Raw genomic sequence first — 24701 nt, 5'->3', positions numbered from 1 at the left:
GCGGGCCGGGATAGCCGGGCCGCCCGAATTGGTGTGGTCAGGCGCGGTTGGGCCGCCCGGGTTGGCGTGGTCCTGTCTTGTCGGGCCTGCCGGGTTGGGCTGGTTGGTCTGTCCCGACTGGCTTTACGCCCTGTTGGTCGCCCCGGCTGGGTCCGGCCAGCCGGGTTTGGCCGGCGGGTGCCAGCCTGCCGCAAATGTCGGACCGGGTTGGAGCCGCCGGGTGCGATCAATCGGGCTGGGGCAATCCGCCGGCGACAAACCCGTATTCGGCCAGCACGGCCTGGCCGGCCGGCGACAGGATGTACAAAGCCAGCTCTGCCGCTGCCTCGGGCGCGTCATCCATCACGATCAGCCCGTAATCGGCCCCGACCGACAACGCCTCGGGGATCTGCACGATCTGCAGGCCGGGCACTTCCTTGCGGGCCAGAACGGCATTGGTGCAATAGGTCAGGAACACGTCGGCCTGGTCGCTGTCCAGCACCCAGCCATAGGTGTTGCGCCCCTCGGGGGCGGGCGGGCTGTCGGGCCCGCCGGTCAGCTGCAGGGCCTTGGCGGCCAGGGCCTCGGCGCGGTCGGTCAGGCCGAAGAGTTCAAAGGCATAATCGCCCGAGGGATCGGCCTTGGGTGTCGAAGTGCCCAGCCGCGTGCCGGGGTCCAGCATGACATCCAGCAGGGTCTCGCTGGTGACCGTGACCTCGGGCCGGGCCAGCGCGCAGAGCCGGTTGCGGGCAAAGAGCACGACCGGCCCGCCCTTGCCGGCGGCCTCCAGCGTCATCGGGTGGCGCATGTTGGCCGAGGCGAAGACATGGGCCGTCTCGCCGCTCTCGATCCGTTCGCGCATCAGGCCCGAAGGCCCGAACCGGGTGGCAACCGCCGTGCCGGTGGCCTCGCCATAGCCCGCCACGACATCGGTCAGCGCGGCCTTGAGGCTGCCGGCGGCAAAGAGTGTCAGGTCATCGGCCATGGCAGGGGTCGTGGACAGGGCAAGCAGGGCGGCCAGCAGGGGGGGTAGGCGCATCGTGTTCCTCCCGGGGAATGCGTCAGGATCGGCCCGGCAAGGCGCCGGGGCAGGGCGGACGATCGATCCCGGCCGCTGCGGGTAGAGTCGAAAGAACAAAACACCACGTAACAGCACAAAACAGCGGTCCGGAATCGACCGGGATCAAGAAGTAGACGGAAAATCAGCGTTGTGCCAGAAAAATGACCGCCAGCTTGGTGGTTTCATCGGGATAAAATGCGCCATTTCGCGTGATTTCGACATTCTGCGGTGAGTCTCGCGGTGGCCGTATGGCGGCGGGCTTAGGGGGCCTGGCCGGCGGGTGGCCCGATCAACTGCCTCTTGAATGGGCATTTGGCCGAAGTGCCTGTTTGACGGGCATCGGTGCTGTGCGGGGGATCGCCGTGTATGGCCCGTAGTGGTGTGCAGGGGAGGGGGGTGGGATAAAAATAATAAAAACAGTGGCTTATTTGGTTGTCATCGCGCGACCTGAAGACGAACCACCGGACTGGCGCCGCCTGGATGTATAATCAAGCTTTATAATTATAGATGTATTATAATCTATCTTTCTATTGCTGCTCCCCGGGGCCGGCGGCTTTCTGACGGCACGCACCGCGTCGACCGACGCCGCCAAGACCACAAGAAACGCCTCACCAACTCGGAGCTTCCCATGATCCCCAAACACATCCTCCTGTCGGCCGGCCTGGCCGTTGCCGCCCTTCCCGCGCTGGCCGACGGTTACAAGGTCGCGCTGGACGGCACCTTTGCACCCCACGCCATGCCCAGCCTGTCGGGCGGGGTCGAAGGCTTCAACATCGACCTGGCCGCGGCCATCGGCGAGGCGCTCGGCACCGACATGGAGGTTGTCGCGGCGCAATTCTCGGGCCTGATCCCCGCGCTGCAGGCCGGCACCTACGATTTCCTGGTCGCGCCGACCACCGTGACCGAGGAACGCGCCGCCAACCTGCTGTTCACCGAAGGCTTCATGGACACCAACTTTGCCTTCACCGTGCCGACCGGGACCGACCCGATGGAAGGGCTGGACGCCTTCAAGGGCAAGACCATCGCCGTCAACAAGGGCTCGGTCTATGAAAGCTTTCTGAACGACCGCGCCGAGGAATACGGCTGGGACGTCGTGGCCTATGGCACCAACACCGATGCCGTCGAGGCCGTGGCCACGGGCCGGGCCGATGCCAACCTGGCCGGGGCCACCGTGTCGGCATGGGCGGCCAAGCAGAACCCGCGCATCGACCTGAGCTATGAATACCCCACCGGCCTGGTCTGGGCCTTCCCCTTCCGCAAGGACGATGCCGAGACGCGCGACAAGATCGACATGGTGCTCGAATGCCTCAAGACCGATGGCACCATGGCCGCGCTGTCGGAGAAATGGTTCGGCGTGACCCCGGCCGAAGGCACGACGATCGTCACGCCGACCCCGGGCTACGGCACGCCGGGCTTCGACGGCTATGACGACACGGCCCATGACGTGACCTGCGACTTCTGAGCCAATCCCGAAACACCGGGCGGGGCGCCTGTCGTCCCGCCCGCCCATCCGAAAGCCCGGCCATGTCCGCAGACCCGCACACCGCCCCGACCCGCCCGGCAGGCAAGGTCCATGCCCGCCCGATGCTGGAAATCACCAAGCTGGAAAAATGCTTCGGCGACACCAGGGTCCTGACGTCGATCGACCTGAGCGTGAAGGCCGGCGAACTGGTCTTTGTCATCGGCCCGTCGGGCTCGGGCAAATCGACCATGCTGCGCTGCTGCAACCGGCTGGAGGAACCGACCTCGGGCACGATCCTGCTGGACGGCGAACATGTCACCGCCTGCCAGGGCCGGGCGCTGGACCGGATGCGCCTGAAGATCGGCATGGTCTTTCAGGGGTTCCACCTCTACCCGCACAAATCGGTCCTGGCCAACGTGATGCTGGCCCAGGTCAAGGCGCTGAAACGCGACAAGGCCACGGCCCGCGAGCGCGCGATGGAGATGCTGGAACATGTCGGCCTGGCCCACAAGGCCGATGCCATGCCCGGCGAATTGTCGGGCGGGCAGCAGCAGCGCGTGGCCATTGCCCGGGCGCTGGCGCTGGATCCCAAGGTCATGCTGTTCGACGAACCGACCTCGGCGCTTGATCCCGAGCTGGTCGGCTCGGTGCTGAAGGTCATGAAACAGCTGCGCGACGAGGGCATGACCATGGTTGTCGTCAGCCACGAGATGGATTTCGCCCGCGAGGCCGCCGACCGGGTGGTCTTCATGGACGGCGGGGTCGTCGTCGAAAGCGGCCCGCCCGAAGAGATCTTCGGCAATCCGAAATCCGACCGGCTCAAGGCGTTCCTGTCCCGCCTGAACAAGGGCGCGGCATGAGGTTTCTGGATACATTCTTCGATGGCGCGGTCATGGCCCGCTATCTGCCCGACCTGCTGGCCGGCATCGTCACAACCCTGTGGCTGAGCGTCGTGATCGTCGTGGGCGGGCTGGCCGTCGGGCTGGCGCTGGCCTGCCTGCGCACGCTGGGCCGCTGGTACCTGACCGCGCCGATCGTGGTCTTTGCCGATCTCGGCCGGGCGCTGCCGCCGCTGGTCGTCATCCTGATCTTCTACTTCGGCCTGCCCGGCCTGGGTATCAGCCTGTCCGGCCCGATGGTTCTGATCCTGGTTCTGGGTGGCGTGCTGGCCGCCTTTGCCGAGGAAATCTTCTGGGCCGGGCTGACCTCGGTGCCCCGTGGCCAGTGGGAAGCCGGCCGGGCCACCGGGCTGAGCTTTGCCCGCACGTTGTTCGAAATCGCCCTGCCGCAGGCCGTGCGCATGGGCATCCCGCCGCTGGTCAACCGGGCGCTGGCCATCACCAAGATGACCGCGCTGGGATCGGTCATCGGGGTCAAGGAAATCCTGGCCGTGTCGTCCTCGGCCCAGAGTTTCTCGGGCTCGGCCACGCCTCTGACCATGGCCGCGCTGGCCTATCTCGCCATTTTCCTGCCGGCCGTGATCCTGTCGCGCCTGCTTGAAAAACGCTTTGCCTGGGCGGTGTGATCATGGCCAATTTCATCGATCTCTTCTTCAACATCGACATCATGATGAAGGCCTGGCCGCTGCTGCTGAAAGGCCTGGTCGTCACGCTCAAGCTCTGCGCCGTGGTCATCGGGCTGGGCCTGGTCGGCGGCCTGATGCTGGCGCTCTGCGCCCTGTCGCCGGCCCGCGCGCTGAAATGGCCGGCCATCGGTTTCATCGACCTCTTTCGCGCCCTGCCGCCGCTGGTCCTGCTGGTCTTCGTCTATTCCGGCCTGCCCTTCGCCGGGCTCGAACTGACGCCCTTTGTTGCCGTTGTCGTGGCCTTCTTCCTCAACAACTCGGCCTATTACGCCGAGGTCTTCCGCGCCGGGATCCAGTCGATCCCAAAGGGCCAGGCCGAGGCCGCGCGCGCCACGGGCCTGAGCCAGGGGCAATGCATGGTCCACGTGATCCTGCCCCAGGCCGTGCGCAACGTGCTGCCCGACCTGCTGTCCAACACGGTCGAGGTCGTCAAGCTGACCTCGCTGGCCTCGGTCGTCTCGCTGTCCGAGCTGCTCTACTCGGCCAACATGGCCCGCTCGGTCACATACAATTCCTCGCCGCTGATCCTGGCCGCGCTGATCTACATCGCCATCCTGTGGCCGCTCGTCCGCCTGATCTCGCGCTACCAGCGCGGGCTGGCCGTTCATTGAATACCCCTGAAAGGACTCTCTCATGACCAAACTCATCATCGGAGGCGCGCAGATCGGCGGCATCCAGAAGGACGAGACCCGCGCCGAGGTCGTCGCCCGGATGCTGGCCCTGATGGACGCGGCCCATGAGAAGGGCGTCCAGTTCCTGGCCTACCCGGAAATGACGCTGACCACCTTCTTCCCGCGGTTCTATGTCGAGGACCGGGCCGAGTTCGACCATTGGTTCGAAACGGCCATGCCCAACGACGATGTCCAGCCGCTGTTCGACCGGGCCCGCGACTATGGCATGGGCTTTACCTTCGGCTATTGCGAGCTGACGCCCGAGGGGCTGCATTACAACACGTCGGTCATTGTCTCGCCCGAGGGCGAGATCGTGCTGAAATACCGCAAGACCCACCTGCCGGGCCATGCCGAATACGAGGCCGAGCGCACCCACCAGCACCTGGAAAAGCGCTATTTCCTGCCCGGCGACACCGGGTTCAACGTGGTGCGCAACCAGGGCGCGATCATGGGCATGTCGATCTGCAACGACCGGCGCTGGCCGGAAAGCTGGCGAGTGCTGGGCCTGCAAGGCGTGCAGCTGGTGGCCATCGGCTACAACACGCCGTCGCAGAACAACCTGTCGGCCGAGGAAGGCATCGAACGCCGGGTCTATCACCACGAATTGTCGGTCTGCGCCGGGGCCTACCAGAATGCCACCTATGCCGTGGCCGTGGCCAAGTGCGGGCTGGAAGACGGCAACCACATGTTTGCCGGATCGATCATCGTCGATCCCGACGGGTTTGTCGTGGCCCGGGCCGAAGGCGAGGGCGACGAGCTCATCACCCACGAGGCCGATTTTGCCAAGTGCGATTTCGGCAAGTCGACGATCTTCGATTTCGCCGCCCACCGGCGGATCGAACATTACGGGCTGATTTCCAGCCAGACCGGTGTGAAACTGCCCGAATAGGGCGCGGCGACCGCAGCAGCGATCCGGGGCACATCGGGGCAATCCGGCCCCGGGCCCATATCATCGGGACGCGGCCCGGACCCGGGGCCGCGCCACCCGAACCCACAGACCCCGCCCGGGCGGGGCGGAAGGAGCAGGACAGGATGCAATTCGACACGGTGATCCACGGCGGCACCATCGCCACGGCCGATTACGTGACCAGGGGCGACATCGGCATCAAGGACGGGCGCATCGCGGCCCTGGCCGAAACCCTGCCGGGCGGTGACCGGCGCATCGACGCGGGCGGGCGCATCGTGATGCCCGGCGGCATCGAGGCCCATGCCCATATCGCCCAGGAAAGTTCCTCTGGTGTGATGAGCGCCGACGACTACCTGTCGGGCTCGATCTCGGCGGCCTTCGGGGGCAATTCGTCCTTCATTCCCTTCGCCGCCCAGCACCGCGGCCAGTCGGTCGACGAAGTCATCGCGACCTATGATGCCCGCGCCGCGCGGTCGGTCATCGACTATTCCTATCACCTGATCATCTCCGACCCGGCTCCGGAAGTGCTGGAAGACCAGCTGCCCCGGGCCTTTGCCCGCGGCATCACCAGTTTCAAGGTCTTCATGACCTACGACCTGATGAACCTGGGCGATGGCGGCATGCTGGACATCCTGTCCGTCGCCCGCGAGCACGGGGCGATCACCATGGTTCATGCCGAGAACAACGACATGGTCAAATGGATGAACAAGCGCCTGGCCGCCAAGGGGCTGACAGCGCCGAAATACCACGCCATCTCGCGGCCCGAACTGGCCGAGGAAGAGGCGATCAACCGGGCGATCCAGCTGGCCAAGCTGGTCGATGCGCCGCTCTTCATCGTCCATGTCTCGACCGCCGGCGGCGCCGAGATCGTGCGGCGCGAGAAGTTCAACGGGGCCAAGCTCTTTGCCGAAACCTGCCCGCAATACCTGGCCCTGACCCGCGACGACCTGGACCGGCCGGGCATGGAAGGGGCGAAATACATCTGTTCGCCGCCCCTACGCGACCATGCCACCCAGGACGTGCTGTGGCACCATATCGCCCAGGGCACCTTTGAAAGCGTCAGCTCGGACCACGCGCCGTATCGCTTTGACGAAACGGGCAAGTTCCTCAACGGGTTCGACGCGCCCTATCCCAAGATCTCGAACGGCATGCCCGGCATCGCCGCGCGGCTGCCCTATCTCTTTTCCGAAGGGGTGGCCAAGGGCAGGATCACGCTGGAACAATTCGTGGCGCTGTCCTCGACCAACGCGGCGAAGACCTTCGGCTGTGACACCAAGGGCCGGATCGCACCGGGCATGGATGCCGACATCGCCATCTGGGACCCCGAGGCGCAGGTGACCGTGACGGCGGCCGACCAGCATGACAACATGGATTACACGCCCTTCGAGGGGATGGAGCTGACCGGCAAGCCCGAGATCGTCATGAATCGCGGCGCGGTGATCGTCGAGAACGGTACGCTGATGGCGCAGGAAGGCCAGGGCCGGTTTGTCGCCCGCCAGCCCGTCGACCTGCGCGGCAAGCCGGGCTTCACGGCCAAGGAACTGGACCCGCAACAGAATTTCGGATCGGAGCTGCGCTGATGTCTGACCGGATCGTCATCATCAATCCCAATTCCTCGGCCGCCGTGACCCAGGGCATCCGCGAGGCCATCGCCCATCTTGCCCCGCCTTCGGGCCCGGCCTTCGACGTGTCGGACCTGCCCGACAGCCCGGAAACCATCATGTCCAGCGAAGACGTGGCGGTGGCCGGGCTGGGCTTTGCCGATGCGCTGCGGGCGCGGCCCGATGCGGCGGCCTATGTCTCGGCCTGTTTCTCGGACCCCGGGGTCGAGATGTCGCGCCGGCTGGTGCCCGCGCCGGTCATCGGCATCCAGGAAGCCGGCATCCTGACGGCCATGGCCGTGGCCGATCTGTACGGCATCATCGCCCTGTCGCCCATGTCGGTCGCCCGCCACCGGATCAAGATCCGCTCGATGGGCGTCGAAAGCCGGCTGGCCGGCGAGCTGGCCCTGCCCGGCGTGTCGGCCGAGGCCTCGGGCCGCGATCCGCAGGTCTATGACCTCTGTGTCGATCTTGGCCGCCAGCTGCGCGAGATGGGCGCGGGGGCGGTCGTGCTGGGCTGCGCCGGCATGGCCCCGATCCGCGCGCGGTTGCAGGACGACATCGGCATCGCCGTGATCGACCCGGTGCAGGCCGCGGCGGCCATGGCGCTGGGGCTGGTCGGGGCGGTCGGATGACCTCCGAGGCCGGGCTGCCCGATGTTTCCCTGCGGCTGCTCGAGATCTTCGCCGCGATGATGCGCTGCGCGACGACGGTCGAGGCGGCCGAACAGCTGCGCATCTCGCAGCCCGCCGTGTCGGCCGGGCTGCGCCAGCTGGAAACGCAGCTCGGCCTCACCCTGTTCGAACGGACCGGCCGGCGGCTGCAGCCCACGGCCGAGGCTCAGTCGCTCTACGAAGAGATCCGTCCGGTCTTCAGCCTGATGCGCGGGTTTTCCCAGCGCGCCCGCGACATGAAGCTGGGCATGGCCGGCCGGCTCAAGGTCATCGCGACGCCCCCGCTGGGTTATTCGGTGGCTCCCGTCGCCCTGCGCCGGTTCCTCGACAACCGGCCCGACGTGTCGGTGGCCTTTGACGTGCGCCGGCTGGAACAGGTCAAGGACGCGGTGCAGAGCGGGCAGGCCGATATCGGCCTGGCCCTGGACCATGACCGCGACCCGACGATCAACACCGATGTCCTGCAACGCGCCCACATGGTGGCCCTGGTGCCCCGGGGCGGCGCCCTGGCCGCGCGGCCCAACCTCACCGCGCTGGACCTGCAGGACCAGCCGCTGGTCGGGCTGGAAATGGCGTCGAACATGGGCCAGCTGGTGCGCATGGCCTATGAACAGGTCGGCGCGACCTATGCCCCGCGGATCGAGGTCCGCTATTGCGCCACGGCCACGGCCCTGGCCGCCCAGCACCTGGGCGTGACCGTTGTCGATCCCTATTCGGCCAGCACCCAGGCCACCGATGCGCTCGTCTGCAAGCCCTTCCTGCCGGCCTGCGAGGTCAAGGCCGTGATGTACACCCGCCGGGGCGTGCCCCATTCGGGGCTGCTGCACAGTTTCATGGCCGACCTGCGCGCGGCCTTTGCCGACAGCGATCTGCTGATCGCCGAACCCCAGACCGCGTGACGGCCGCCGTCGCGCCCGACCAAGCCTCGAAACACTCCCTCAAGCAACAATCCGAGGAGCAAGACCCATGACACTGACCGCGGAGGCCCGTGGCGTCTACGTGATTTCCGTCACCCCGTTCACCGACAGCGGCGAGATCGATTTCGACAGTCTCGACCGGGTGGTCGATTTCTATTTCGACAAGGGCGCCGACGGGCTGACCATCCTGGGCATGATGGGCGAGGCGCCCAAGCTGACCCAGGCCGAAAGCCGGGCCGTGGCCGAGCGGGTGATCCGCCGGGCGGGGGGCAAGCCGGTGGTTGTCGGTGTCTCGGCCCCCGGGCTGGCGGCCATCGGCGAGCTGGGCCGGGCGGTGATGGACATGGGCGCGGCCGGCTGCATGGTCACGACGCCGGGCAGCCTCAAGACCGATCCCCAGATCCACGGCTATTTCGCCCAGGTCGCGCGGACGCTGGGCGAGGACGTGCCCATCGTGCTGCAGGATTTCCCGCTGTCGACGGGCGTGCATATCTCGGATGACGTGCTGGGCCGGATCATCGACGACGTGCCCCAGGTGGTCATGCTGAAACACGAGGACTGGCCGGGCCTGGCCAAGATCTCGCGCATCCGCCAGGCCGAAGCCGCCGGCCAGCGCCGGATCTCGATCCTGTGCGGCAACGGCGGCATCTTCCTGCCCGAGGAAATCGCCCGGGGCGCCGACGGGGCGATGACCGGGTTCGGCTATCCCGAGATGCTGGCCGACGTGGTGCGGCTGGCCGCGGCCGGCGAGATGGACCGGGCGCAGGACATCTTTGATGCCTACCTGCCCATGGTGCGCTACGAACAGCAGCCCGGAGCGGGGCTGGCGGTGCGGAAATACGTGCTGGCCCGGCGCGGGGCGATCGCCTCGGCGGCGCGGCGCGCGCCGGGGGCCGGGCTGGCGCCCGAGGCCATGGCCGAAGTCGAGCGGCTGCTCGCCCGGCAGGACAAACGACTGAAGGAGCTGAACTGATGGATCTGGGACTGACGGGCAAAAAGGCGCTGGTGCTGGGCGCCAGCCGGGGATTGGGCGCGGCCAGCGCCACGCTGCTGGCGGCCGAGGGCGCGCAGGTCATCGCCGCCTCGCGCAGTGGCACGGCCCCGGCCGAGGGCATGCAGGCCATGGCGCTGGACCTATCCGACGCGGCCAGCGTGGACGCCCTGATCGCCTGGCTGGGCGACAACCCGGTCGACATCCTGGTGGCCAATTGCGGCGGGCCGGCGGCCGGCCCGGCCCGGGGCCAGACCACGGCGGCCTGGGCCGCGGCCTTCGACACGATGGCCGCGCCGATCTTTGCCATTGCCGATGCGGCCCTGCCGGGCATGATCGCCGGGGGCTGGGGCCGGATCGTGACGATCGGTTCGTCGGGCATTGTCCAGCCGATCCCCAACCTGGCGCTGTCGAACACCGTGCGCGGGGCCGTGGCCGGCTGGTCAAAGACCCTGGCCGAAGAGGTCGCGCCCCATGGCATCACGGTCAACATGGTCCTGCCCGGGCGCATCGCGACCGACCGCCTGGCCCAGCTGGACGGGATCAAGGCCGACAAGACCGGGGCGTCGTTGGAACAGGTGCAGGACGCCAGCCGCAAGACCATCCCCGCCGGGCGCTATGGCCGGCCCGAGGAATTCGGGGCCATGGTGACGTTCCTGTGCTCGCAGCAGGCGGGCTATGTCACCGGCGCGATGATGCGTGTCGATGGCGGGATGATCCGCGGGCTGTAAGGCCCCGTCCCCGCGGTCGGCCCACCCGGCCGCGGGGATGTGACACTGCCTGCGTCGCCCGGGCGGGTGGCGCAGGTGTCGTCCGGCGCGTGTCAGGGGTGTCATCCTAAGCGGATGGTGGGGCGCGGAAGCGTCCTCCGACCCGAGGAACGCAGGGCTGGGAAATGTACCCGGACAGGCGGCCTCGCGTCGCGCGAAACCACTGCAGGCCAGGAAACGGCTGACAGGGAAAATTCACCCGCACGGGTGACCTCGCGTCGCGCGAAGTCACCGCTGGGCAGGGGCCCTCAACCCTCGGCGGCGGCGGCCCGGCGCAGGTCGCGGGCGTCCTGCCAGGCGTACCAGCGGGTCAGCAGCGCCGCGCCCTGGCGCGAGAACGGGCTGAAGGGCACCTTGTCGAAGGGCAGGTCGTCGAGCGCCGTTTCCGCCCCGGGCTGGCCCAGGATCCGCCGGGCCAGTTTCATCCCCAGATAGACGCTGCGCGTCACGCCCGACCCGCAATAGCCCCCGGCCAGCCAGACCCCGTCGACCATGCCCAGGTGCGGCGAATGATCGGGTGTGTAGGCAATCTGCCCCGACCAGGCATGATCGAACCGCACGCCGTCCAGCTGGGGAAACACCCGGGCGACCGAAGGCGCAAAGGCCGCCTTGCAGGCCTCCGGCCCGGCCCCGGCCCGGGCCAGGCGCCCGCCGAAGATGAACCGCCGGCCGTCCGGCGTGGGGCGATACCACATGAACACCCGCCCGGTCTCGCCGAACATCCGCCCCCGGGGGGTCAGCTCGGCCATGCGCTCGGGCGACAATTCCTCGGTGGCCACGACAAAGGTCTCGATGGGCACGACCCGCCGGGCCATGGCCGCGCTGCGCCGGTCGGCATAGCCGTTGGTCGCCAGCACGACCTCGCCCGCGCGCAGGGAGCCGCGTGGAGTGGCCAGCGTCACGTCGGGGCCGTCGTGGCGCAGGGCGGTGACCGGGCAGCCGGGCACGACCACGGCCCCGGCCGCATCGGCCAGCCGGGCCAGTTCCAGCACCAGCTTGCGCGGATGGACCCCGCCGTCGCGCAGGTAGACCACCCCGCCGCGATAGGTGTCGCTGCCGATCTCGTCGCGCTGGTCGGCGGCATCGACCATCCGGCTTTCCAGCCCGAGGTTGCGGTGCAGCCAGTCACATTCACGGGCCATGGACTCGCGGTCGGCCAGGGTGCGTGCGCCGCGGAACCGGCCGCGCATCTGCAGGTCGCACTGGATCCCCTCGTCGCGGATCAGCGCCTCGAAATGATCCAGCGCGTGCAGCCCCTCGCGCATCAACGCCAGGGTCTTGGTCTCGCCGTAGCGGGCCAGCAGCCCGGCCGAGCCAAGCTTGTGAAAGCTGGGGCCGACCATGCCGCCATTGCGCGACGAGGCCCCGGCCCCGATGCGCCCGGCCTCCAGCACCGCCACGCTGCGCCCGCCCCGGGCCAGGTGCAGCGCCGCCGACAGGCCGGTGAACCCGCCGCCGACCACCGCCACGTCGACCCGGTCGGGCAGGGGGGCCGCGCCGTGAAGGGCCGGCTCGGGCAGGTCCCGGTCCCAGAAGATCGACTGGCCCTTCATGCCGTCAGTCCCTCAATGTCCAGTTGGCCCGCTGCTGCGCCGTGGGAAAGCGCGCTTCCAGGCCCAGCTCGGCGATGCGGTCGATGCTCTTTTCGAAGAGCCCGCGCATGACCGGCAGCCCGTCAGGTTCCAGCGCCACCTGGCGCAGCACGCCCGACCGGTCGCCATAGGCGGTGTAGAGCGCGCGCAGGTCCTCGATGGCCCGGCCGTCCGAGATGTCGACGCGCAGGTCCATGGCGTCGATGCCATGTTCGCCGGTCACCCGGATGGCCGCCGATTTCATCGGGTCCAGCACCTCGCCCCCGGCATCGCGCCCGGCTTCCAGCGCCTGCATCAGGCGTTCGCCCAGCGGGGCCTCGGCCGCCGCGACAAAGGCCGCGGCCATGGCATCGGTCACGCCGTCATTGTCCAGGATGTTGCCGAGCGCCAGGCAATCGGTGTCGATGGAATGGGTATAGATCGAATACATCCGCCGGCCGTGATAGACCGCCGCCCGCCCGCGGGCATCCAGCGCGCCCAGCTGGCGCCATTCGATGTCATCCGACGAGGCCGAGACGCGCGACACCGTGTCCTCGGCGCCCTGGCCAGCGGCCAGCAGCGAAATGCCCAGGTCGCCCAGCCGGCTGTCGGTGCGGTGCTGGGACAGGAAGGCGCCCTTGCCATGGGACAGGCGCAGGCAGCGGCTGCCCACGGCCAGGTCCGAGGTCGAGATCGCCCCGCCGAAGGCGCCGGTGCGCGGGCAGCGGCCGATGATGGAATAGGTCATGGGGTCTCCTCCTCGTCAGGCCGGGTCGGTGGCCGGCAGCGGCACGCCCCGGTCCTCGGCAGCGAACTTGCGCCAGAGGCTTTCGGTGGCGGCCTGGCCGGCGGCCAGCACCTCGGCTTCGTCCATTGTGGTCAAATGCCCGTCGCGCATCAGGAACCGGCCGTCGACCATCGTGTCGGTGACCAGCCCGGGATGGCCGTAATGCACCAGGTTCGACAGGGCCGAGACCCGGGGCGTCATCGCCGGGGCCATCAGGTTGAACACGGCGAGGTCGGCCTTCATGCCGGGCGCGATGCGGCCGATGCCGGGATGATCCAGCGCCCGGGCGGCATTGACCGTGACATAGTCGAACACCGTCTGGGGCGCCGGCGTGACCGACCGGCCATAGGCCCCGCGATGCAGGGTCATGGCCATCTTCATGGCGTGGAACATGTCCTCGGTCATGTTGTCGGTGCCCAGCGTGATCTTGACCCCGTGATCCAGGATCGCCTTCATCGGCAGCGGATGCGGGCCCTTGGCCGACATGGACGCCGGGCAATGGGCCAGCCAGGTGCCGGTTTCGGCCAGCCGGGCCACGTCGCCTTCGGTGCAGAAGGTCCAGTGCACGGCCAGCAGGTCGTCGCCCAGGAAGTCGTTGCGGTCGAGATATTCGGTCGAGGTGCAGCCATGCAGCTGTTCCACCTGTTCCTTCTCGCTGATGATCTGGCTCAGGTGCACCGTCCGGCGCAGCCCGTGGCGGCGGGCCATGTCGATCAGCTGACCCAGCATCCAGGGCGAGCAATTGTCGGGCGCATGGGCCGCGATCATCACGCGGACCCGGTCGTTTTCGGCCCCGTGGAAGCGGTCGATCAGGGCGCGGGTGCGGTCAAGGAAGGTCTCGCCGAAAGCCCGGTCGAACCGGTATCCGCCGCCCGCCACCTCGGTTGTCACCGCGTCGGCGCAGCTTTCGGCCAGCCACAGGCGCATGCCGGTTTCGATCATCGCCGGCGCGTAATCGGCCACGTGGCGCAGCGGGTCGACCATGGTTGTCGTGCCCGAGCGGATCGCCTCGGCGCAGGCGAGTCTTGCAATGGCCGCCCGCTCGGCGGGCTCCAGCAGGTAGGAGGCCGGCACCATGTACTGGTAGACCAGGTTGCCTTCGATATCCTCGATCGTGCCGCGCAGGGCCAGCAGGACGGCATGGGTATGCGAATTGATCAGGCCGGGCGAGACCAGCCGGCCGGTCATGTCGACGGGCTCGAAATCGGCGAAATCGGTGCCGGCCAGGGCTTCGGGCAGGGCGACGATGCGGTCGTCCTCGATGGCCACGTGGGCGGCGCGGATCTCGGGCGCTCCGCTGTCGTGGCTGACGATGCGGGCGTTCTTCAGAAGCAGGCGTGTCATGGGCGGCGCAGCGCTCCGATGGCCGTCACGATCAGGGTCAGGATGACCAGCAGCGTCGCGACCGAGGCAATGGTCGGATCGATGTTGTCCTGGATGCCTTCCCAGATCTTCTTGGGCAGGGTGGTCACCCGGCGCACGGTGATGAACAGCACGCCGACGATCTCGTCAAAGCTGACGATGAAGGCAAAGACAAAGCCGGTCAGCATGCCCGGCTTGGCCGCCGGCACGACAACGGCGATCACCGTCTGGCGGATCGAGGCGCCCAGCGACCGGGCCGCGCGGGGGATGTTGCGATCCAGGTTGGCCAGCGCCGCGAAAACCGAGATCGAGACATAGGGCAGCGCCAGCAGGGTATGGGCCAGGATCACGCCGAAGGACGTGTCGATCAGGCCCAGCTTGACCCAGAACCGGTAGAAGCCCAGCGATTGCACGACGGGGGGCACCAGGATCGGGGTGATCAGCACCCAGCGCGCGATCGAGGACGCCCGGTCGGACAGGAACCAGCAGCCGATGGCAAAGCTGGTGCCCAGCACGGTGGCACAGCTGGCCACGACGGTGCCGATCCAGATGCTCGACCAGGTGGCGGCCAGCCAGTCGGGCGAGGCAAAGTAATTGGCGTAGTGCTGAAGCGACAGGTGCTCCTTGGGCAGGCCGATATAGGACGTATCGGTCAGCGACACCGGGATGACGACCAGCAGGGGCAGGACGAGGAAGGCCGTGACCATCCAGGCACCGGTCTGGAAGAAGATGCGGAAGGGCGAGACGGGCATCATTTACGCTCCAGTAGCGCGTTGCGCAGGTTGACGAAGCGCGAGGCCACGAGCAGCACCAGGGCGGTGGCGATCAGCAGCATGACCGACAGCGCGGCGCCCAGGCCCCAGTTCAGAAATTCCTGGATCTGGTAGGTGATGTATTCCGAGATCATCAGCACGCGACCACCGCCCAGCAGGGCCGGGGTGACGTAGAAGCCCAGCGACAGGACGAAGACCAGCAGCGCGCCGGACATCACGCCGGGCACGGTCTGGGGGAAATAGACCTGGCGGAAGGCCGTCCATTCGCTTGCGCCCAGCCCGCGGGCGGCCTTGACAAAGGCATCGGGGATGCCGCGCATGTTGGTCAGCATGGGCAGGATGGCGAAGGGCAGCATGACGTGGATCATGGCCACCAGGACGCCGAATTCGTTGTGCATCAGGCGCAGCGGGCTGTCGATCAGGCCGGCGCCGCGCAGGCTGTCGTTGACCAGGCCGGACCGGCCCAGCAGCACGATCCAGCTGAACGAGCGGATCAGCACCGAAACCCAGAAGGGCAGGATGACCAGGGCCAGCATCAGGGGCGTCAGCCGGCCGGCGTAATTGCTGATCGCATAGGCCACGACGTAACCCAGCAGCACGCAGCCGATTGTCGTGACCGCGGCGATGCGGAAGGTCAGGATGAAACTGGTCTGCACGGCGCTCGATCCGGCGGCCTTGGCGAAATTGCCGAAACCGCTGGCCGGCTCGGTCACCGAGATCTGCCAGATGCCCAGCACGGGCACGATGTAGAAGATGACCATGATCGCCAGCGCCGGCAGAACCAGCATCCAGTATCGGGCCTTTTCACCAAGACGAGGCATGGCACCTCCGGGGTCGTCGTGTCGTCGGAGAAGGGGCGGGCCCGGGCGCCGGCGCATTGGCCGGCCCCCGGACCCGGGCGTGGTCGGGGATCAGTTGATCAGCGCGTCGACATAGGCCTCTTCGGCGGCGATCTGGTTCTTCGCGTACCATTCGTCGTTGTAGAGGATCTGGGTGGCCAGGTTCTCGGGGCTCGACGGGTTCCAGGCGGCCAGCTCGGCGGGCACCAGGGCAGCGGCCTCGGGGTTGATCGGACCCGAGCCGATCATTTCCAGCCACTTGACCTGCAGCGCCGGATCCTGGGCATGGGCGATGAACTTCATCACTTCCTCGGTGCCGGCCGGGTTGTCCTTGGGCACGACCCAGATGCCCGGGGCGATGACGCCGCCGTTGAACGAGACCTGGAAGGCGCCCTCGTCCATCTGGTCCTTCAGCAGGTGGGCACGGGTCGACCAGATGTTGCCGATGGCCACTTCTTCCTGCAGGAACAGGTTCTGGCTGTCGCTGCCCGAGCCCCAGACGATGATGTTGTCGCGCAGCTCGCGGAACTTGGCGATGGCCGCGTCGATGCCATCCTGGGTGCCCAGCACCTCATAGACATCCTGAGGGGCGACGCCCTGGGCCATGGTCGCGCTTTCCAGCTGGCCGCGCACCGACTTGCGGAAGGTCCGCATGCCCGGGAAATCCTTGACGTTCCACACGTCGGCCCAGTTTTGCGGCACGTTGCCGCCCAGCATCTTGGGGTTGGTCGCCAGGACGTAGGAATAGACGTAATTGCCCACGCCGTTGTTGTAGGCCGTGCCGTCCAGCACCTTGGACTTGTCGACGATCGAATAGTCGATCGGCTGGGTCATGCCCTGCTGTTCCAGGATGATGGCCGAACCCGCGCCGCTGTCGCACAGGTCCCAGACCACCGCGCCGCTTTCGACCATGGCCCGGATCTTGCCCGCCGAGGGGCCCGAGCCGTCGACGACAACCGGGATGCCCGTGGCTTCGGCATAGGTGTCGCACATCACTTCCTGCAGCACGTCGGCCGCCGTGCCGCCCCAGTTGACGACGACGATTTCCTTGGCCTGGGCCAGCGCGCGCGAATTCAGCGCGGGCAGCACGCCCAGGGCGCCCATCGCGGCGATGAAGCCCCGGCGGGTCAGCCGGCCCTGCTTGTAACGTTCGGCCGCGATCAGGGCGATGTCGCGCTTGGCCTCGAAATCGGTGGTATCGGTCATGGTCTTCTCCTTGTCGGGGTGCCTTGTTGTTCGGCTTTGGTGGTCGTCTGGGTCTGTGTCCGGGGTTATTCGGGGCTGAGCAGCACGCAGGCGTCGCGGTCCCAGCCGATCGACACCGGCAGGTCGGGCGCCGGGGTCAGCCCGCTTTTCCACGTCGGGCAAGAGACCAGCAGGTCGCCCAGCGTGTCATGGGTCACGATCACCTGGCAGCGTTCGCCCAGGTAGCTCACCTGGCGGACACGGGCGGGTAGGAATTCCTCGCCCGGGGCGGCCAGCCGCAGCCGTTCGGGCCGCAGGGCCACCCGGGCCTGGCCGCTGCGCGGGCCGTTCTCGGTGGCGATGGCCGGAAAGCTGGTGCCCTTGGCCTCGCAATGCAGCAGGTCGCCTTCGGTGCTCGTGACGGTCACGTCGATGAAGTTCGACTTGCCCAGGAAATCGGCGACAAAGGCATTGGCCGGCCGGTTGTACAGCTCGCCCGGCTTGCCGTCCTGCTGGATCCTGCCGTCCTTCAGGATGACGATCCGGTCGGACATCGACAGCGCCTCTTCCTGGTCGTGGGTGACATAGATGAACGTCACGCCCAGCCGGTCATGCAGCGCCTTCAGCTCCCATTGCAGATCGGCCCGCAGTTTCTTGTCGAGCGCCGAGAGCGGCTCGTCGAGCAACAGCACCTGGGGGTTGAACGACAGGGCCCGGGCAAGCGCCACGCGCTGCTGCTGGCCGCCCGACAATTGCGAGGGCATGCGGTCGGCGTACTTGCCCATCTGCACCAGGTCGAGGCATTCCTCGACCCGTGCCCGGATCTCGGCGGCCGGCCGTTTGCGCACCTTGAGCGGAAAGGCCACGTTGTCGCGCACGGTCATCGTCGGGAACAGGGCATAGCCCTGAAAGACCATGCCGAAATCGCGATGTTCGGGCGGCTGGCGGGTGATGTCGCGGTCGCGCAGGGCAATGCGCCCCTCGTCCAGCGTGATGAACCCGGCAATCGCGCTGAGCAGCGTTGTCTTGCCCGAGCCGGACGGGCCCAGGAGGGTCAGGAACTCGCCGTCGGCAATGTCCTGGCTGACATGGTCGAGCGCATGCACATCGCCATAGCGTTTCACGGCGTTCTGGACGGACAGGATGGGTGTGGTCATGAAATCCCCGGTCGGCTGGCGGCCCGGCCACAGGTGGGTTGCGGCCGATTACCGGGTCATCGGAACACGGGGGGTCAACACAATGAAATAAAAATTTCACGCCGTGAAATAATGCGCGGTTATACAGTCCGGCCCGTGGCAGCGGCCGGATCGGCCCCGGTCGGGTCTTTGGCCAGGTAGCCCGCCACGAATTCCTGGAACTGGATGGCCAGGTTCGATGTGGGGAACAGGTTCGACGTGATCGCATGCATTTCCAGCGGCAATTCCGGCTCGGTCGGACGTATCGCCGTGCCCTCGTGGCCCAGCCCGAGCAGGGCGAAGCTGTCGACCAGCGCCACCCCCAGACCGCTGCGCACCAGTTCCAGGGCGGTGGCCGTGTGACGGACCTCGCAGAAATAGCGTCGTTCCAGCCCCTGGGCCGAAAAGACCGCATCCACCGCCTGTCCCAGCGGCGTGCTGCCAGCATAAGAGATGTGGCGGACGTGGTTCAGGTCGGTGATGCGGATGCGCTGCGACAGGGCCAGTTCGTGGCCTTCGGGGCAGACGCACATCATCCGGCCCTGTCCCAGCGGCCGGACGGACAGGGCCGAGCGCCGCGGACCGGTGATCGACAGGCCCAGGTCGGCCCGCCCGCTGAGCAGCAGGCGGGTGATGACCTCGATGTTGCCCAGTTCGATCGACAGCTGAAGTTTTGGGCGGGTGCGCACGAAATCGGCCAGGACACGGGGCAGGATGCCATGGCCGATCGACGGTGTGGCCACGATGTTGAGCCGGCCGATTGTGCCTCCGCGCAGCTCGTCGATGATGTTGGCCACGCGTTTCTGTTGCATGAACAGGTGCTGGGCCTCCTGCGCGATATGCAGCGCCTCGCGGGTGGGCACCAGCCGGCCATGTTCGCGTTTGAACAGCGGGAAACCGACCAGATCCTCGGTGTGGCGAATCATGTTGCTGACCGCCGGCTGGCTGACCGACAGCAATTCCGCCGCCCGGGCCGTGGTGCCCACTTCGATCACCGTGGACAGCACTTCCAGCTGGCGGGCGTTGATCATGTCGATAACCTCAGTTTATTCCATCTGCGACAAAAATAATTTCACACTGATAGGGGCGCTGTCTAGCAACAAGGGGCAGACCCAGAACAGGAGAGTGAGATGAGCCGCAACGTGGTTTTCGCCGTGGCCCAGATGGGGCCGGTGCACCTGGCCGACACCCGGGCCCAGACCGTCGGCCGGCTGATCGAGATGCTGCGCGAGGCCCATGGCCGTGGCGCACGCTGGGTGACCTTTCCCGAGCTGGCGCTGACCACCTTCTTCCCGCGCTACATCTACGACACGCCCGAGGAATACGACCAGTTCTACGAAGAGGGCCTGCCCTCGCCGGCGATGAAGCCGCTCTTTGACGAGGCGGCCCGGCTGGGCGTGGGGTTCTACCTGGGCTATGCCGAGAAGATCACCGAAGGCGGCCAGGTGCGGCGGTTCAATACCTCGGTTCTGGTCGGGCCCGATGGCGGGATCCTGGGCAAGTACCGCAAGATCCACCTGCCGGGCACCAAGGATCCCATCGGCGATATCGAGTTCGAACACCTGGAGAAACGGTATTTCGAGGTCGGTGACCTGGGTTTCCCGACCTATGCCACCCAGGACGGCCGTTTCGGCATGTGCATCTGCAACGACCGGCGCTGGCCCGAGACCTTTCGGGTCATGGCGCTGCGCGGGGCCGAGGTGTTCATGCTGGGCTACAACACGCCGACCCGCAACATCCACCATCCCGAACCGGCCCACCTGCGCGAATTCCACCACCGGCTCAGCCTGGAATCGGCGGCCTACCAGAACGGCGCCTGGGTCATGGCGGCGGCGAAATGCGGATCCGAGGACGGCTTTGCGATGATCGGCGGCTCGGCCATCGTGTCGCCCACCGGCGAGGTCGTGGCCCGCGCGGCGTCGGAAGACGACGAGGTGATCACCTATTCCTGCGACCTGGACCTGGGCGCCTATATCCGGCGCTCGGTCTTCGATTTCGCGCGTCACCGGCGGATCGAGCATTACGGGCCGATCACGTCGCAGACCGGCGTCGAGGTGGAGGAATGACCTTTTCCATCGCCGGGCGCTGCCCCGATACCGGCCAGATCGGCTATGCCGTGACCACCTCGTCGGTCTGTGTCGGCGCCCGGGTGGGGGCCGTGGCCGATGGCTGCGTGGTGTTTTCCCAGGCCCGCACCGATCCGCGGTTGCATGCGGTCGGGTTGGCGGCCTGGGCCGAGACCGGCGATGCGCAGGCCACGTTGCAGGCGATGCACGGCGCGGCCGTGGCGCCGCACTGGCGCCAGCTGGGCGTGTTGGCGATGACCGGGCCGGGGTGGCACCTGACCGGCGAAAGCTGCCTGCCGCATTGCGGCGGCATGCTGGGCGGCCACAGCCTGGCCCTGGGCAATTTCCTGGGCAGCGCCGATGTGCTGCCGGCGATGATCGAGGGCTTCGAGACGGGCAGCGGATCGCTGGCCGAACGCCTGCTGGCCGGGCTGAAGGCGGGTGAGGCCGCGGGCAGCGAGCGCGATCCGCTGCAATCGGCGGCGCTGGTCGTGCTGGGCGCCGAGGGGCTGCGCGATGTCGACCTGCGCATCGATGCCTCGTCCGATCCGCTGGCCGCGATGGGCGAGCTGCTGGCCGACTGGCTGCCCAAGGCCCCCGCCTATCGCCTGCGCGCCCTCGATCCCGATGCGGCGCCGTCGTCGAGCAGCGTCGAACATTCCGGCTGAGGCACCTGGCCGGGCCGGACGCGATGGGGTGGGATGCCCCGCGCAACATGATCATCCGACATGAAAGGCCCGGCGAACCCGGGCCTTTCATGCATCAGGCGTATAAAGCCTTGTGGCCTGATCCGTCTAATCCCGGCGGCGAAAGCCGTTAGATCCCGTGGCAACACACCCACGAAAGGATCAGGATCATGACGGATGTCACCGTTGTTGTCGGCGCAGGATCGATCGGCCAGGCCATTGCCCGGCGTGTCAGCTCGGGCGCACATGTGGTGCTGGCCGACCTCAAGCGCGAGAGCGCCGAGGCCGCCGCAGGCGTTCTGGAGATGGCCGGGTTTCGCACGACGGCCACCGTTGTCGACGTGTCCGACCGTGCGTCGGTCCGGGCGCTGATCGCCCTGGCCCAGGGCCTGGGCCCGATCCGCAGCCTCGTCCAGGCCGCCGGCGTGTCGCCCTCGCAGGCGCCGGTCGCAACCATTCTCAAGGTCGATCTCTACGGCACGGCGATGCTGCTCGAAGAGTTCGGCCAGGTCATTGCCGAAGGCGGCAACGCGATCGTCATCTCCTCGCAATCGGGCTATCGCCTGCCCGCGCTGACGGCGGAAGAGGTCAGGCAGCTGGCCGTCACGCCGGCCGAAGACCTGCTGGCCCTGCCCGTCGTGGCCGGGGTCGAGGACACGCTGCACGCCTACCAGATCTCGAAACGCTGCAATTCGCTGCGCGTGCGGGGCGAGGCTCCGAAATGGGGGCGGCGCGGGGCGCGGGTCAATGCGATCAGCCCGGGCATCATCGTGACGCCCTTGGCCCATGACGAGCTGAACGGCGAGCGGGCGGCGTTCTATCGCGACATGCTGGCCCGGAACCCGGCCGGCCGGGCGGGCACGCCCGACGAGGTTGCCGCTCTGGCGGCGCTGATCATGGGGCCCGAAGGCGGCTATATCACCGGCAGCGACATTCTGATCGACGGCGGCGCGACGGCCAATTTCTATTTTGGTGACACGGATTGAGCCCCGGTCCGTCCGCCGTCGCCTGCGCCTCTGGGCAGGCTGCCCGGTCCCCGGCCGACCCGCCTGTCGCCCGGGGGGCATCGCCGGTGTGGAAACTGGCGGGGCATCCGGCCCCAACCACCCAACCCAGCCGATCCAAGGAGCCCGGACATGAGCGCAACATGTGAACAGCCCAGGACCACCATGGCCCCGGCCCGACCGGCGCCGGCCGTCTGGCATGCGATGGTAGTTCTGGCCACGCTGATGGCCTTTGCCGGGCTGTCGACCGACATCTACCTGCCCGCGATGCCGCGCATCGCCGAGAGTTTCGGCGTTGCCCACGGGGCGATGGAATTCACCGTGACGGCCTTTCTCATCGGCCTGTCGCTGGGCCAGCTGGTCTGGGGCCCGATCGGAGACCGCTATGGCCGCCGCTGGCCGGTCGCGCTGGGGCTGGGCCTGTTCCTGGCCGGCACCGCCGGCTGTGCGCTGGCGGGGGGTGTGCAGCAGATGATCGCCTGGCGGGTGGTGCAGGCGGTCGGGGCCTCGGCCAGTGTCGTGCTGTCGCGGGCCATGGTGCGCGATCTCTATCCCGGGGCACGCGGGGCCCAGATGATGTCGCTGCTGGTGGCCGTGATGACCATCGCGCCGCTTGTGGCCCCCAGCATCGGCGCGCAGGTGGCCGGGCTGCTGGGCTGGCGGGCGGTGTTCGTCGTGCTGGGCGCCATCGGCCTGCTGGCGCTCCTGGGCCTGCTGTCGCTGGGCGAGACCCTGCCGCGCGCCGATCGCAGCGACCGGGGGCTGGGTGCGGCCTTTCGCGACTATGGCAGCCTGCTGGGCAACCGCCACGTGATGGGCCACGCGCTGGTGGTTGGCCTGTTCTACATCGGGATGTTTGCCTATATCGCCGGGTCGCCGGCCGTGTTCATCGACTATTTCGGTGTGTCACCGCAGGGTTACGGGCTGGTGTTCGCCAGCGGGATCGTCGGCGTTTTCGGCATGAACCTGGTCAACGGGCGTCTCGTGGCGCGCACCGGCACCACGCAGCTGTTGCGCATCGGGGCCAGTGCGGCGCTGGTCCTTGGCCTGGTCTTCGCCGTGACGGCCTTTACCGGGATCGGGGGCCTTTGGGGGATCTACCTGCCGCTGATGGGTTTCGTGGCGATGGGCGGGCTGATCATGCCTAGCGCGCTGTCGGGGGCGATGGACGGGGCCGGGCGCAATGCCGGGGCGATTGCGGCCCTGTGCGGAGCGATCCAGTATGGCGGCGGCATCTTGGGCTCGGCCCTGGCCGGGGCGCTGGCCGATGGCACGCCCCGTCCGCTGGGGGGCCTGTTGCTGGTGGCTGGCCTGGTCACCTTTGCGGCCAGCCTTCTGTTGCGAGGGGGCGGGGTGAAGGGCTGATGGCGCGCGTGTAATCATGATTATGTGAACAAATCATGTGCCCGGCGACCGGTGCCGGGCACACCCCGCCTCAGGCCGGTTGCGCGGCGTCTTCTTCCAGGCAGGCCGCGATGGTCTCGGCGAAAAGCCGGATGCCGACGGGGATCAGGTCGTCGCGGAAATCGTAATGCGGCGTGTGGACCGCGGCGCAATCGGGCCCTGCGCCCAGGAACACCATGGCCGACCTGGCTCCGGCCAGCCCGAACCGGCCGAAATCCTCGGACCCGACGTTGGGAGCGTCCTGCACCACCTGCTGCACCCCGGCCCGGGTCAAACCGGTGGCCAGCACCCGCGTGGCGTCGGGGTCGTTGACGCTGGCCAGGAAGACATCGTCATAACCGCAGGCACAGGCCAGCCCGTGGCGCGCGGCGATCGACTGGGCCAGGGCCTCGGCCCGGGCCTTCAGCGCGTCCATCTCGTCGTCATGGACCGTGCGCAGGGTGACGAGGATGCGCGACTCGCCCGGGGCCACGCCGTAATTGGGCCGGCCCAGGGTGGCATGGGTCACGGTGACCAGCGCATAGCCCGGGCCGAGGGGCAGGTCGCTGGTCAGGGCTTCGAGGCCGGGCATGATCTCGGCCATGGCGTTCAGCGGCGACAGCCCGTCCTGCGGGCGCGAGGCATGGGCCGTGCTGCCCGTCAGGGTGATCCACATCCCGCGCGAGGCGCAATTGGCCGGGCCGGGGCCCAGCTTGCCCTGGCCCATGGGCACATCGGGGGCGTTGTGCAGCGAAAAGGCCCAGTCGGGGCGGATGCGGGCATAGGCCGGGTCGGCCACCACGGCCGCCGCCCCCGCGCCATCTTCCTCGGCCGGCTGGAACATCAGCACGACCCGGCCGCGCGGCGGGCGCATCCGGCCCAGCAGGCGGCCGAGGCCGACAAGGATCGTCGAATGGCCGTCATGGCCGCACAGATGCGCCTTGCCCGGCACGGTCGACCGATGGGGCACCTGGCCCAGCTCTTCGATGGGCAGGGCGTCGAGCTCGGAGCGCAGCAGGATCACCGGCCCGGGCAGGCCGCTGTCGTAGACCGCCGCGACGCCATGCCCGCCCAGCCCGGTCAGGATCTCGTCGGGCCCGGTCGGCTGCAGGGCCGCCACGACCTGGCGGGCGGTCTCGCGCTCTTCGCCCGACAGCTCGGGCGTGCGGTGCAGCTGGTGGCGAAAGGCGGTCAGCTCGGCGATGTCCGCGGCGGTGGGCAGCGGGAAGGGGCAGGCATTGTGCATCGGGCAG

The 24701-nt window shown here is 68.0% G+C and carries 24 protein-coding genes; 14 read left to right on the top strand and 10 right to left on the bottom strand.

Going from position 1 to position 24701, the window contains the following annotated elements; all coding sequences use genetic code 11:
* Positions 1–226: 226 nt before the first annotated feature.
* A complete protein-coding gene (locus ACK3BB_RS22555; RefSeq protein WP_428928894.1) occupies positions 227–1018 on the bottom strand; it encodes a molybdate ABC transporter substrate-binding protein in 792 nt (263 codons plus the stop codon).
* Positions 1019–1667: 649 nt separating this feature from the next.
* Here ACK3BB_RS22555 and ACK3BB_RS22550 point away from each other — a divergent pair.
* The 10 genes from ACK3BB_RS22550 to ACK3BB_RS22505 all read left to right on the top strand — a co-directional run bounded on the left by ACK3BB_RS22550 (position 1668) and on the right by ACK3BB_RS22505 (position 10578).
* Positions 1668–2501 carry a transporter substrate-binding domain-containing protein gene (locus ACK3BB_RS22550; protein ID WP_428928893.1) on the top strand — a complete coding sequence of 278 codons (834 nt, stop codon included), beginning with the start codon at positions 1668–1670 and terminating at the stop codon, positions 2499–2501.
* 122 nt (positions 2502–2623) lie between these two features.
* Positions 2624–3361 (top strand): amino acid ABC transporter ATP-binding protein, encoded by a 738-nt coding sequence (locus ACK3BB_RS22545; protein WP_428929050.1) that lies wholly within the window; start codon positions 2624–2626, stop codon positions 3359–3361.
* Positions 3358–4026: an amino acid ABC transporter permease gene (locus tag ACK3BB_RS22540; protein WP_428928892.1), complete on the top strand. Its 669-nt coding sequence runs from the start codon at positions 3358–3360 to the stop codon at positions 4024–4026. The genes ACK3BB_RS22545 and ACK3BB_RS22540 overlap by 4 nt, the downstream gene beginning before the upstream one ends.
* Positions 4027–4028: 2 nt before the next feature.
* Positions 4029–4697, top strand: a complete 669-nt coding sequence (locus tag ACK3BB_RS22535) for an amino acid ABC transporter permease (RefSeq protein WP_428928891.1) — start codon at positions 4029–4031, stop codon at positions 4695–4697.
* Between the two features lie 22 nt (positions 4698–4719).
* Positions 4720–5646, top strand: coding sequence for a nitrilase-related carbon-nitrogen hydrolase (locus ACK3BB_RS22530; RefSeq protein ID WP_428928890.1), 927 nt, complete (start codon positions 4720–4722; stop codon positions 5644–5646).
* 143 nt (positions 5647–5789) lie between these two features.
* Positions 5790–7244: a dihydropyrimidinase gene (gene hydA / locus ACK3BB_RS22525; protein WP_428928889.1), complete on the top strand. Its 1455-nt coding sequence runs from the start codon at positions 5790–5792 to the stop codon at positions 7242–7244.
* Complete coding sequence (locus tag ACK3BB_RS22520; protein WP_428928888.1) at positions 7244–7900, top strand: aspartate/glutamate racemase family protein; 657 nt, start codon at positions 7244–7246, stop codon at positions 7898–7900. The genes hydA and ACK3BB_RS22520 overlap by 1 nt, the downstream gene beginning before the upstream one ends.
* Positions 7897–8838 carry a LysR family transcriptional regulator gene (locus ACK3BB_RS22515; RefSeq protein ID WP_428928887.1) on the top strand — a complete coding sequence of 314 codons (942 nt, stop codon included), beginning with the start codon at positions 7897–7899 and terminating at the stop codon, positions 8836–8838. Before ACK3BB_RS22520 ends, ACK3BB_RS22515 begins: the two co-directional genes overlap by 4 nt.
* A gap of 67 nt (positions 8839–8905) precedes the next feature.
* Positions 8906–9829 (top strand): dihydrodipicolinate synthase family protein, encoded by a 924-nt coding sequence (locus ACK3BB_RS22510; protein ID WP_428928886.1) that lies wholly within the window; start codon positions 8906–8908, stop codon positions 9827–9829.
* Complete coding sequence (locus ACK3BB_RS22505) at positions 9829–10578, top strand: SDR family oxidoreductase (RefSeq protein WP_428928885.1); 750 nt, start codon at positions 9829–9831, stop codon at positions 10576–10578. Before ACK3BB_RS22510 ends, ACK3BB_RS22505 begins: the two co-directional genes overlap by 1 nt.
* 287 nt (positions 10579–10865) lie before the next feature.
* Here the strand turns inward: ACK3BB_RS22505 and ACK3BB_RS22500 are convergent, their stop codons facing one another.
* From ACK3BB_RS22500 to ACK3BB_RS22465, 8 genes are all read right to left on the bottom strand, one after another.
* Positions 10866–12170 (bottom strand): NAD(P)/FAD-dependent oxidoreductase, encoded by a 1305-nt coding sequence (locus tag ACK3BB_RS22500; protein WP_428928884.1) that lies wholly within the window; start codon positions 12168–12170, stop codon positions 10866–10868.
* Between the two features lie 4 nt (positions 12171–12174).
* Entirely contained in the window at positions 12175–12936 is a 762-nt protein-coding gene (locus ACK3BB_RS22495) for a DUF1028 domain-containing protein (protein ID WP_428928883.1), read from the bottom strand.
* A gap of 15 nt (positions 12937–12951) precedes the next feature.
* A complete protein-coding gene (locus ACK3BB_RS22490; protein WP_428928882.1) occupies positions 12952–14319 on the bottom strand; it encodes an amidohydrolase family protein in 1368 nt (455 codons plus the stop codon).
* Positions 14316–15089, bottom strand: coding sequence for an ABC transporter permease (locus tag ACK3BB_RS22485; protein WP_428928881.1), 774 nt, complete (start codon positions 15087–15089; stop codon positions 14316–14318). Before ACK3BB_RS22485 ends, ACK3BB_RS22490 begins: the two co-directional genes overlap by 4 nt.
* Positions 15089–15931, bottom strand: coding sequence for an ABC transporter permease (locus tag ACK3BB_RS22480; protein ID WP_428928880.1), 843 nt, complete (start codon positions 15929–15931; stop codon positions 15089–15091). The genes ACK3BB_RS22485 and ACK3BB_RS22480 overlap by 1 nt, the downstream gene beginning before the upstream one ends.
* Before the next feature lie 90 nt (positions 15932–16021).
* Positions 16022–17155 carry an ABC transporter substrate-binding protein gene (locus tag ACK3BB_RS22475; protein ID WP_428928879.1) on the bottom strand — a complete coding sequence of 378 codons (1134 nt, stop codon included), beginning with the start codon at positions 17153–17155 and terminating at the stop codon, positions 16022–16024.
* A gap of 65 nt (positions 17156–17220) precedes the next feature.
* Positions 17221–18291 carry an ABC transporter ATP-binding protein gene (locus tag ACK3BB_RS22470; protein ID WP_428928878.1) on the bottom strand — a complete coding sequence of 357 codons (1071 nt, stop codon included), beginning with the start codon at positions 18289–18291 and terminating at the stop codon, positions 17221–17223.
* 119 nt (positions 18292–18410) lie between these two features.
* On the bottom strand, positions 18411–19340 hold the full coding sequence (locus tag ACK3BB_RS22465) for a LysR substrate-binding domain-containing protein (RefSeq protein ID WP_428928877.1): 930 nt from the start codon (positions 19338–19340) through the stop codon (positions 18411–18413).
* A gap of 99 nt (positions 19341–19439) precedes the next feature.
* On the opposite strand from ACK3BB_RS22465, the gene ACK3BB_RS22460 reads away from it, so the two are divergent.
* The 4 genes from ACK3BB_RS22460 (at position 19440) to ACK3BB_RS22445 (ending at position 23430) form a co-directional block, all read left to right on the top strand.
* Positions 19440–20375 (top strand): N-carbamoyl-D-amino-acid hydrolase, encoded by a 936-nt coding sequence (locus ACK3BB_RS22460; protein WP_428928876.1) that lies wholly within the window; start codon positions 19440–19442, stop codon positions 20373–20375.
* Entirely contained in the window at positions 20372–21043 is a 672-nt protein-coding gene (locus ACK3BB_RS22455; protein WP_428928875.1) for a DUF1028 domain-containing protein, read from the top strand. The genes ACK3BB_RS22460 and ACK3BB_RS22455 overlap by 4 nt, the downstream gene beginning before the upstream one ends.
* 188 nt (positions 21044–21231) lie before the next feature.
* On the top strand, positions 21232–22047 hold the full coding sequence (locus ACK3BB_RS22450; protein WP_428928874.1) for an SDR family oxidoreductase: 816 nt from the start codon (positions 21232–21234) through the stop codon (positions 22045–22047).
* Between the two features lie 150 nt (positions 22048–22197).
* Positions 22198–23430 carry a multidrug effflux MFS transporter gene (locus ACK3BB_RS22445; RefSeq protein WP_428928873.1) on the top strand — a complete coding sequence of 411 codons (1233 nt, stop codon included), beginning with the start codon at positions 22198–22200 and terminating at the stop codon, positions 23428–23430.
* 70 nt (positions 23431–23500) lie between these two features.
* On the opposite strand, the gene ACK3BB_RS22440 is transcribed toward ACK3BB_RS22445, so the two are convergent.
* The gene (locus tag ACK3BB_RS22440; RefSeq protein ID WP_428928872.1) at positions 23501–24694 is read right to left on the bottom strand and encodes an amidohydrolase; all 1194 of its coding nucleotides are present in this window, start codon (positions 24692–24694) and stop codon (positions 23501–23503) included.
* Positions 24695–24701 lie beyond the last annotated feature (7 nt).

The organism is Marinibacterium sp. SX1 (genome assembly GCF_050389775.1).
Taxonomy (GTDB): domain Bacteria; phylum Pseudomonadota; class Alphaproteobacteria; order Rhodobacterales; family Rhodobacteraceae; genus Marinibacterium.
Note: the sequence above shows the minus strand (reverse complement) of the source record. Positions and strands in the feature narration are given on the sequence as shown.

Bases quoted from the DNA above. Each gene is read 5' to 3' on its own strand.
- ACK3BB_RS22555 (WP_428928894.1), bottom strand. From the start codon at position 1,018: ATGCGCCTACCCCCCCTGCTGGCCGCCCTGCTTGCCCTGTCCACGACC.
- ACK3BB_RS22550 (WP_428928893.1), top strand. From the start codon at position 1,668: ATGATCCCCAAACACATCCTCCTGTCGGCCGGCCTGGCCGTTGCCGCC.
- ACK3BB_RS22545 (WP_428929050.1), top strand. From the start codon at position 2,624: ATGCTGGAAATCACCAAGCTGGAAAAATGCTTCGGCGACACCAGGGTC.
- ACK3BB_RS22540 (WP_428928892.1), top strand. From the start codon at position 3,358: ATGAGGTTTCTGGATACATTCTTCGATGGCGCGGTCATGGCCCGCTAT.
- ACK3BB_RS22535 (WP_428928891.1), top strand. From the start codon at position 4,029: ATGGCCAATTTCATCGATCTCTTCTTCAACATCGACATCATGATGAAG.
- ACK3BB_RS22530 (WP_428928890.1), top strand. From the start codon at position 4,720: ATGACCAAACTCATCATCGGAGGCGCGCAGATCGGCGGCATCCAGAAG.
- hydA (WP_428928889.1), top strand. From the start codon at position 5,790: ATGCAATTCGACACGGTGATCCACGGCGGCACCATCGCCACGGCCGAT.
- ACK3BB_RS22520 (WP_428928888.1), top strand. From the start codon at position 7,244: ATGTCTGACCGGATCGTCATCATCAATCCCAATTCCTCGGCCGCCGTG.
- ACK3BB_RS22515 (WP_428928887.1), top strand. From the start codon at position 7,897: ATGACCTCCGAGGCCGGGCTGCCCGATGTTTCCCTGCGGCTGCTCGAG.
- ACK3BB_RS22510 (WP_428928886.1), top strand. From the start codon at position 8,906: ATGACACTGACCGCGGAGGCCCGTGGCGTCTACGTGATTTCCGTCACC.
- ACK3BB_RS22505 (WP_428928885.1), top strand. From the start codon at position 9,829: ATGGATCTGGGACTGACGGGCAAAAAGGCGCTGGTGCTGGGCGCCAGC.
- ACK3BB_RS22500 (WP_428928884.1), bottom strand. From the start codon at position 12,170: ATGAAGGGCCAGTCGATCTTCTGGGACCGGGACCTGCCCGAGCCGGCC.
- ACK3BB_RS22495 (WP_428928883.1), bottom strand. From the start codon at position 12,936: ATGACCTATTCCATCATCGGCCGCTGCCCGCGCACCGGCGCCTTCGGC.
- ACK3BB_RS22490 (WP_428928882.1), bottom strand. From the start codon at position 14,319: ATGACACGCCTGCTTCTGAAGAACGCCCGCATCGTCAGCCACGACAGC.
- ACK3BB_RS22485 (WP_428928881.1), bottom strand. From the start codon at position 15,089: ATGCCCGTCTCGCCCTTCCGCATCTTCTTCCAGACCGGTGCCTGGATG.
- ACK3BB_RS22480 (WP_428928880.1), bottom strand. From the start codon at position 15,931: ATGCCTCGTCTTGGTGAAAAGGCCCGATACTGGATGCTGGTTCTGCCG.
- ACK3BB_RS22475 (WP_428928879.1), bottom strand. From the start codon at position 17,155: ATGACCGATACCACCGATTTCGAGGCCAAGCGCGACATCGCCCTGATC.
- ACK3BB_RS22470 (WP_428928878.1), bottom strand. From the start codon at position 18,291: ATGACCACACCCATCCTGTCCGTCCAGAACGCCGTGAAACGCTATGGC.
- ACK3BB_RS22465 (WP_428928877.1), bottom strand. From the start codon at position 19,340: ATGATCAACGCCCGCCAGCTGGAAGTGCTGTCCACGGTGATCGAAGTG.
- ACK3BB_RS22460 (WP_428928876.1), top strand. From the start codon at position 19,440: ATGAGCCGCAACGTGGTTTTCGCCGTGGCCCAGATGGGGCCGGTGCAC.
- ACK3BB_RS22455 (WP_428928875.1), top strand. From the start codon at position 20,372: ATGACCTTTTCCATCGCCGGGCGCTGCCCCGATACCGGCCAGATCGGC.
- ACK3BB_RS22450 (WP_428928874.1), top strand. From the start codon at position 21,232: ATGACGGATGTCACCGTTGTTGTCGGCGCAGGATCGATCGGCCAGGCC.
- ACK3BB_RS22445 (WP_428928873.1), top strand. From the start codon at position 22,198: ATGAGCGCAACATGTGAACAGCCCAGGACCACCATGGCCCCGGCCCGA.
- ACK3BB_RS22440 (WP_428928872.1), bottom strand. From the start codon at position 24,694: ATGCACAATGCCTGCCCCTTCCCGCTGCCCACCGCCGCGGACATCGCC.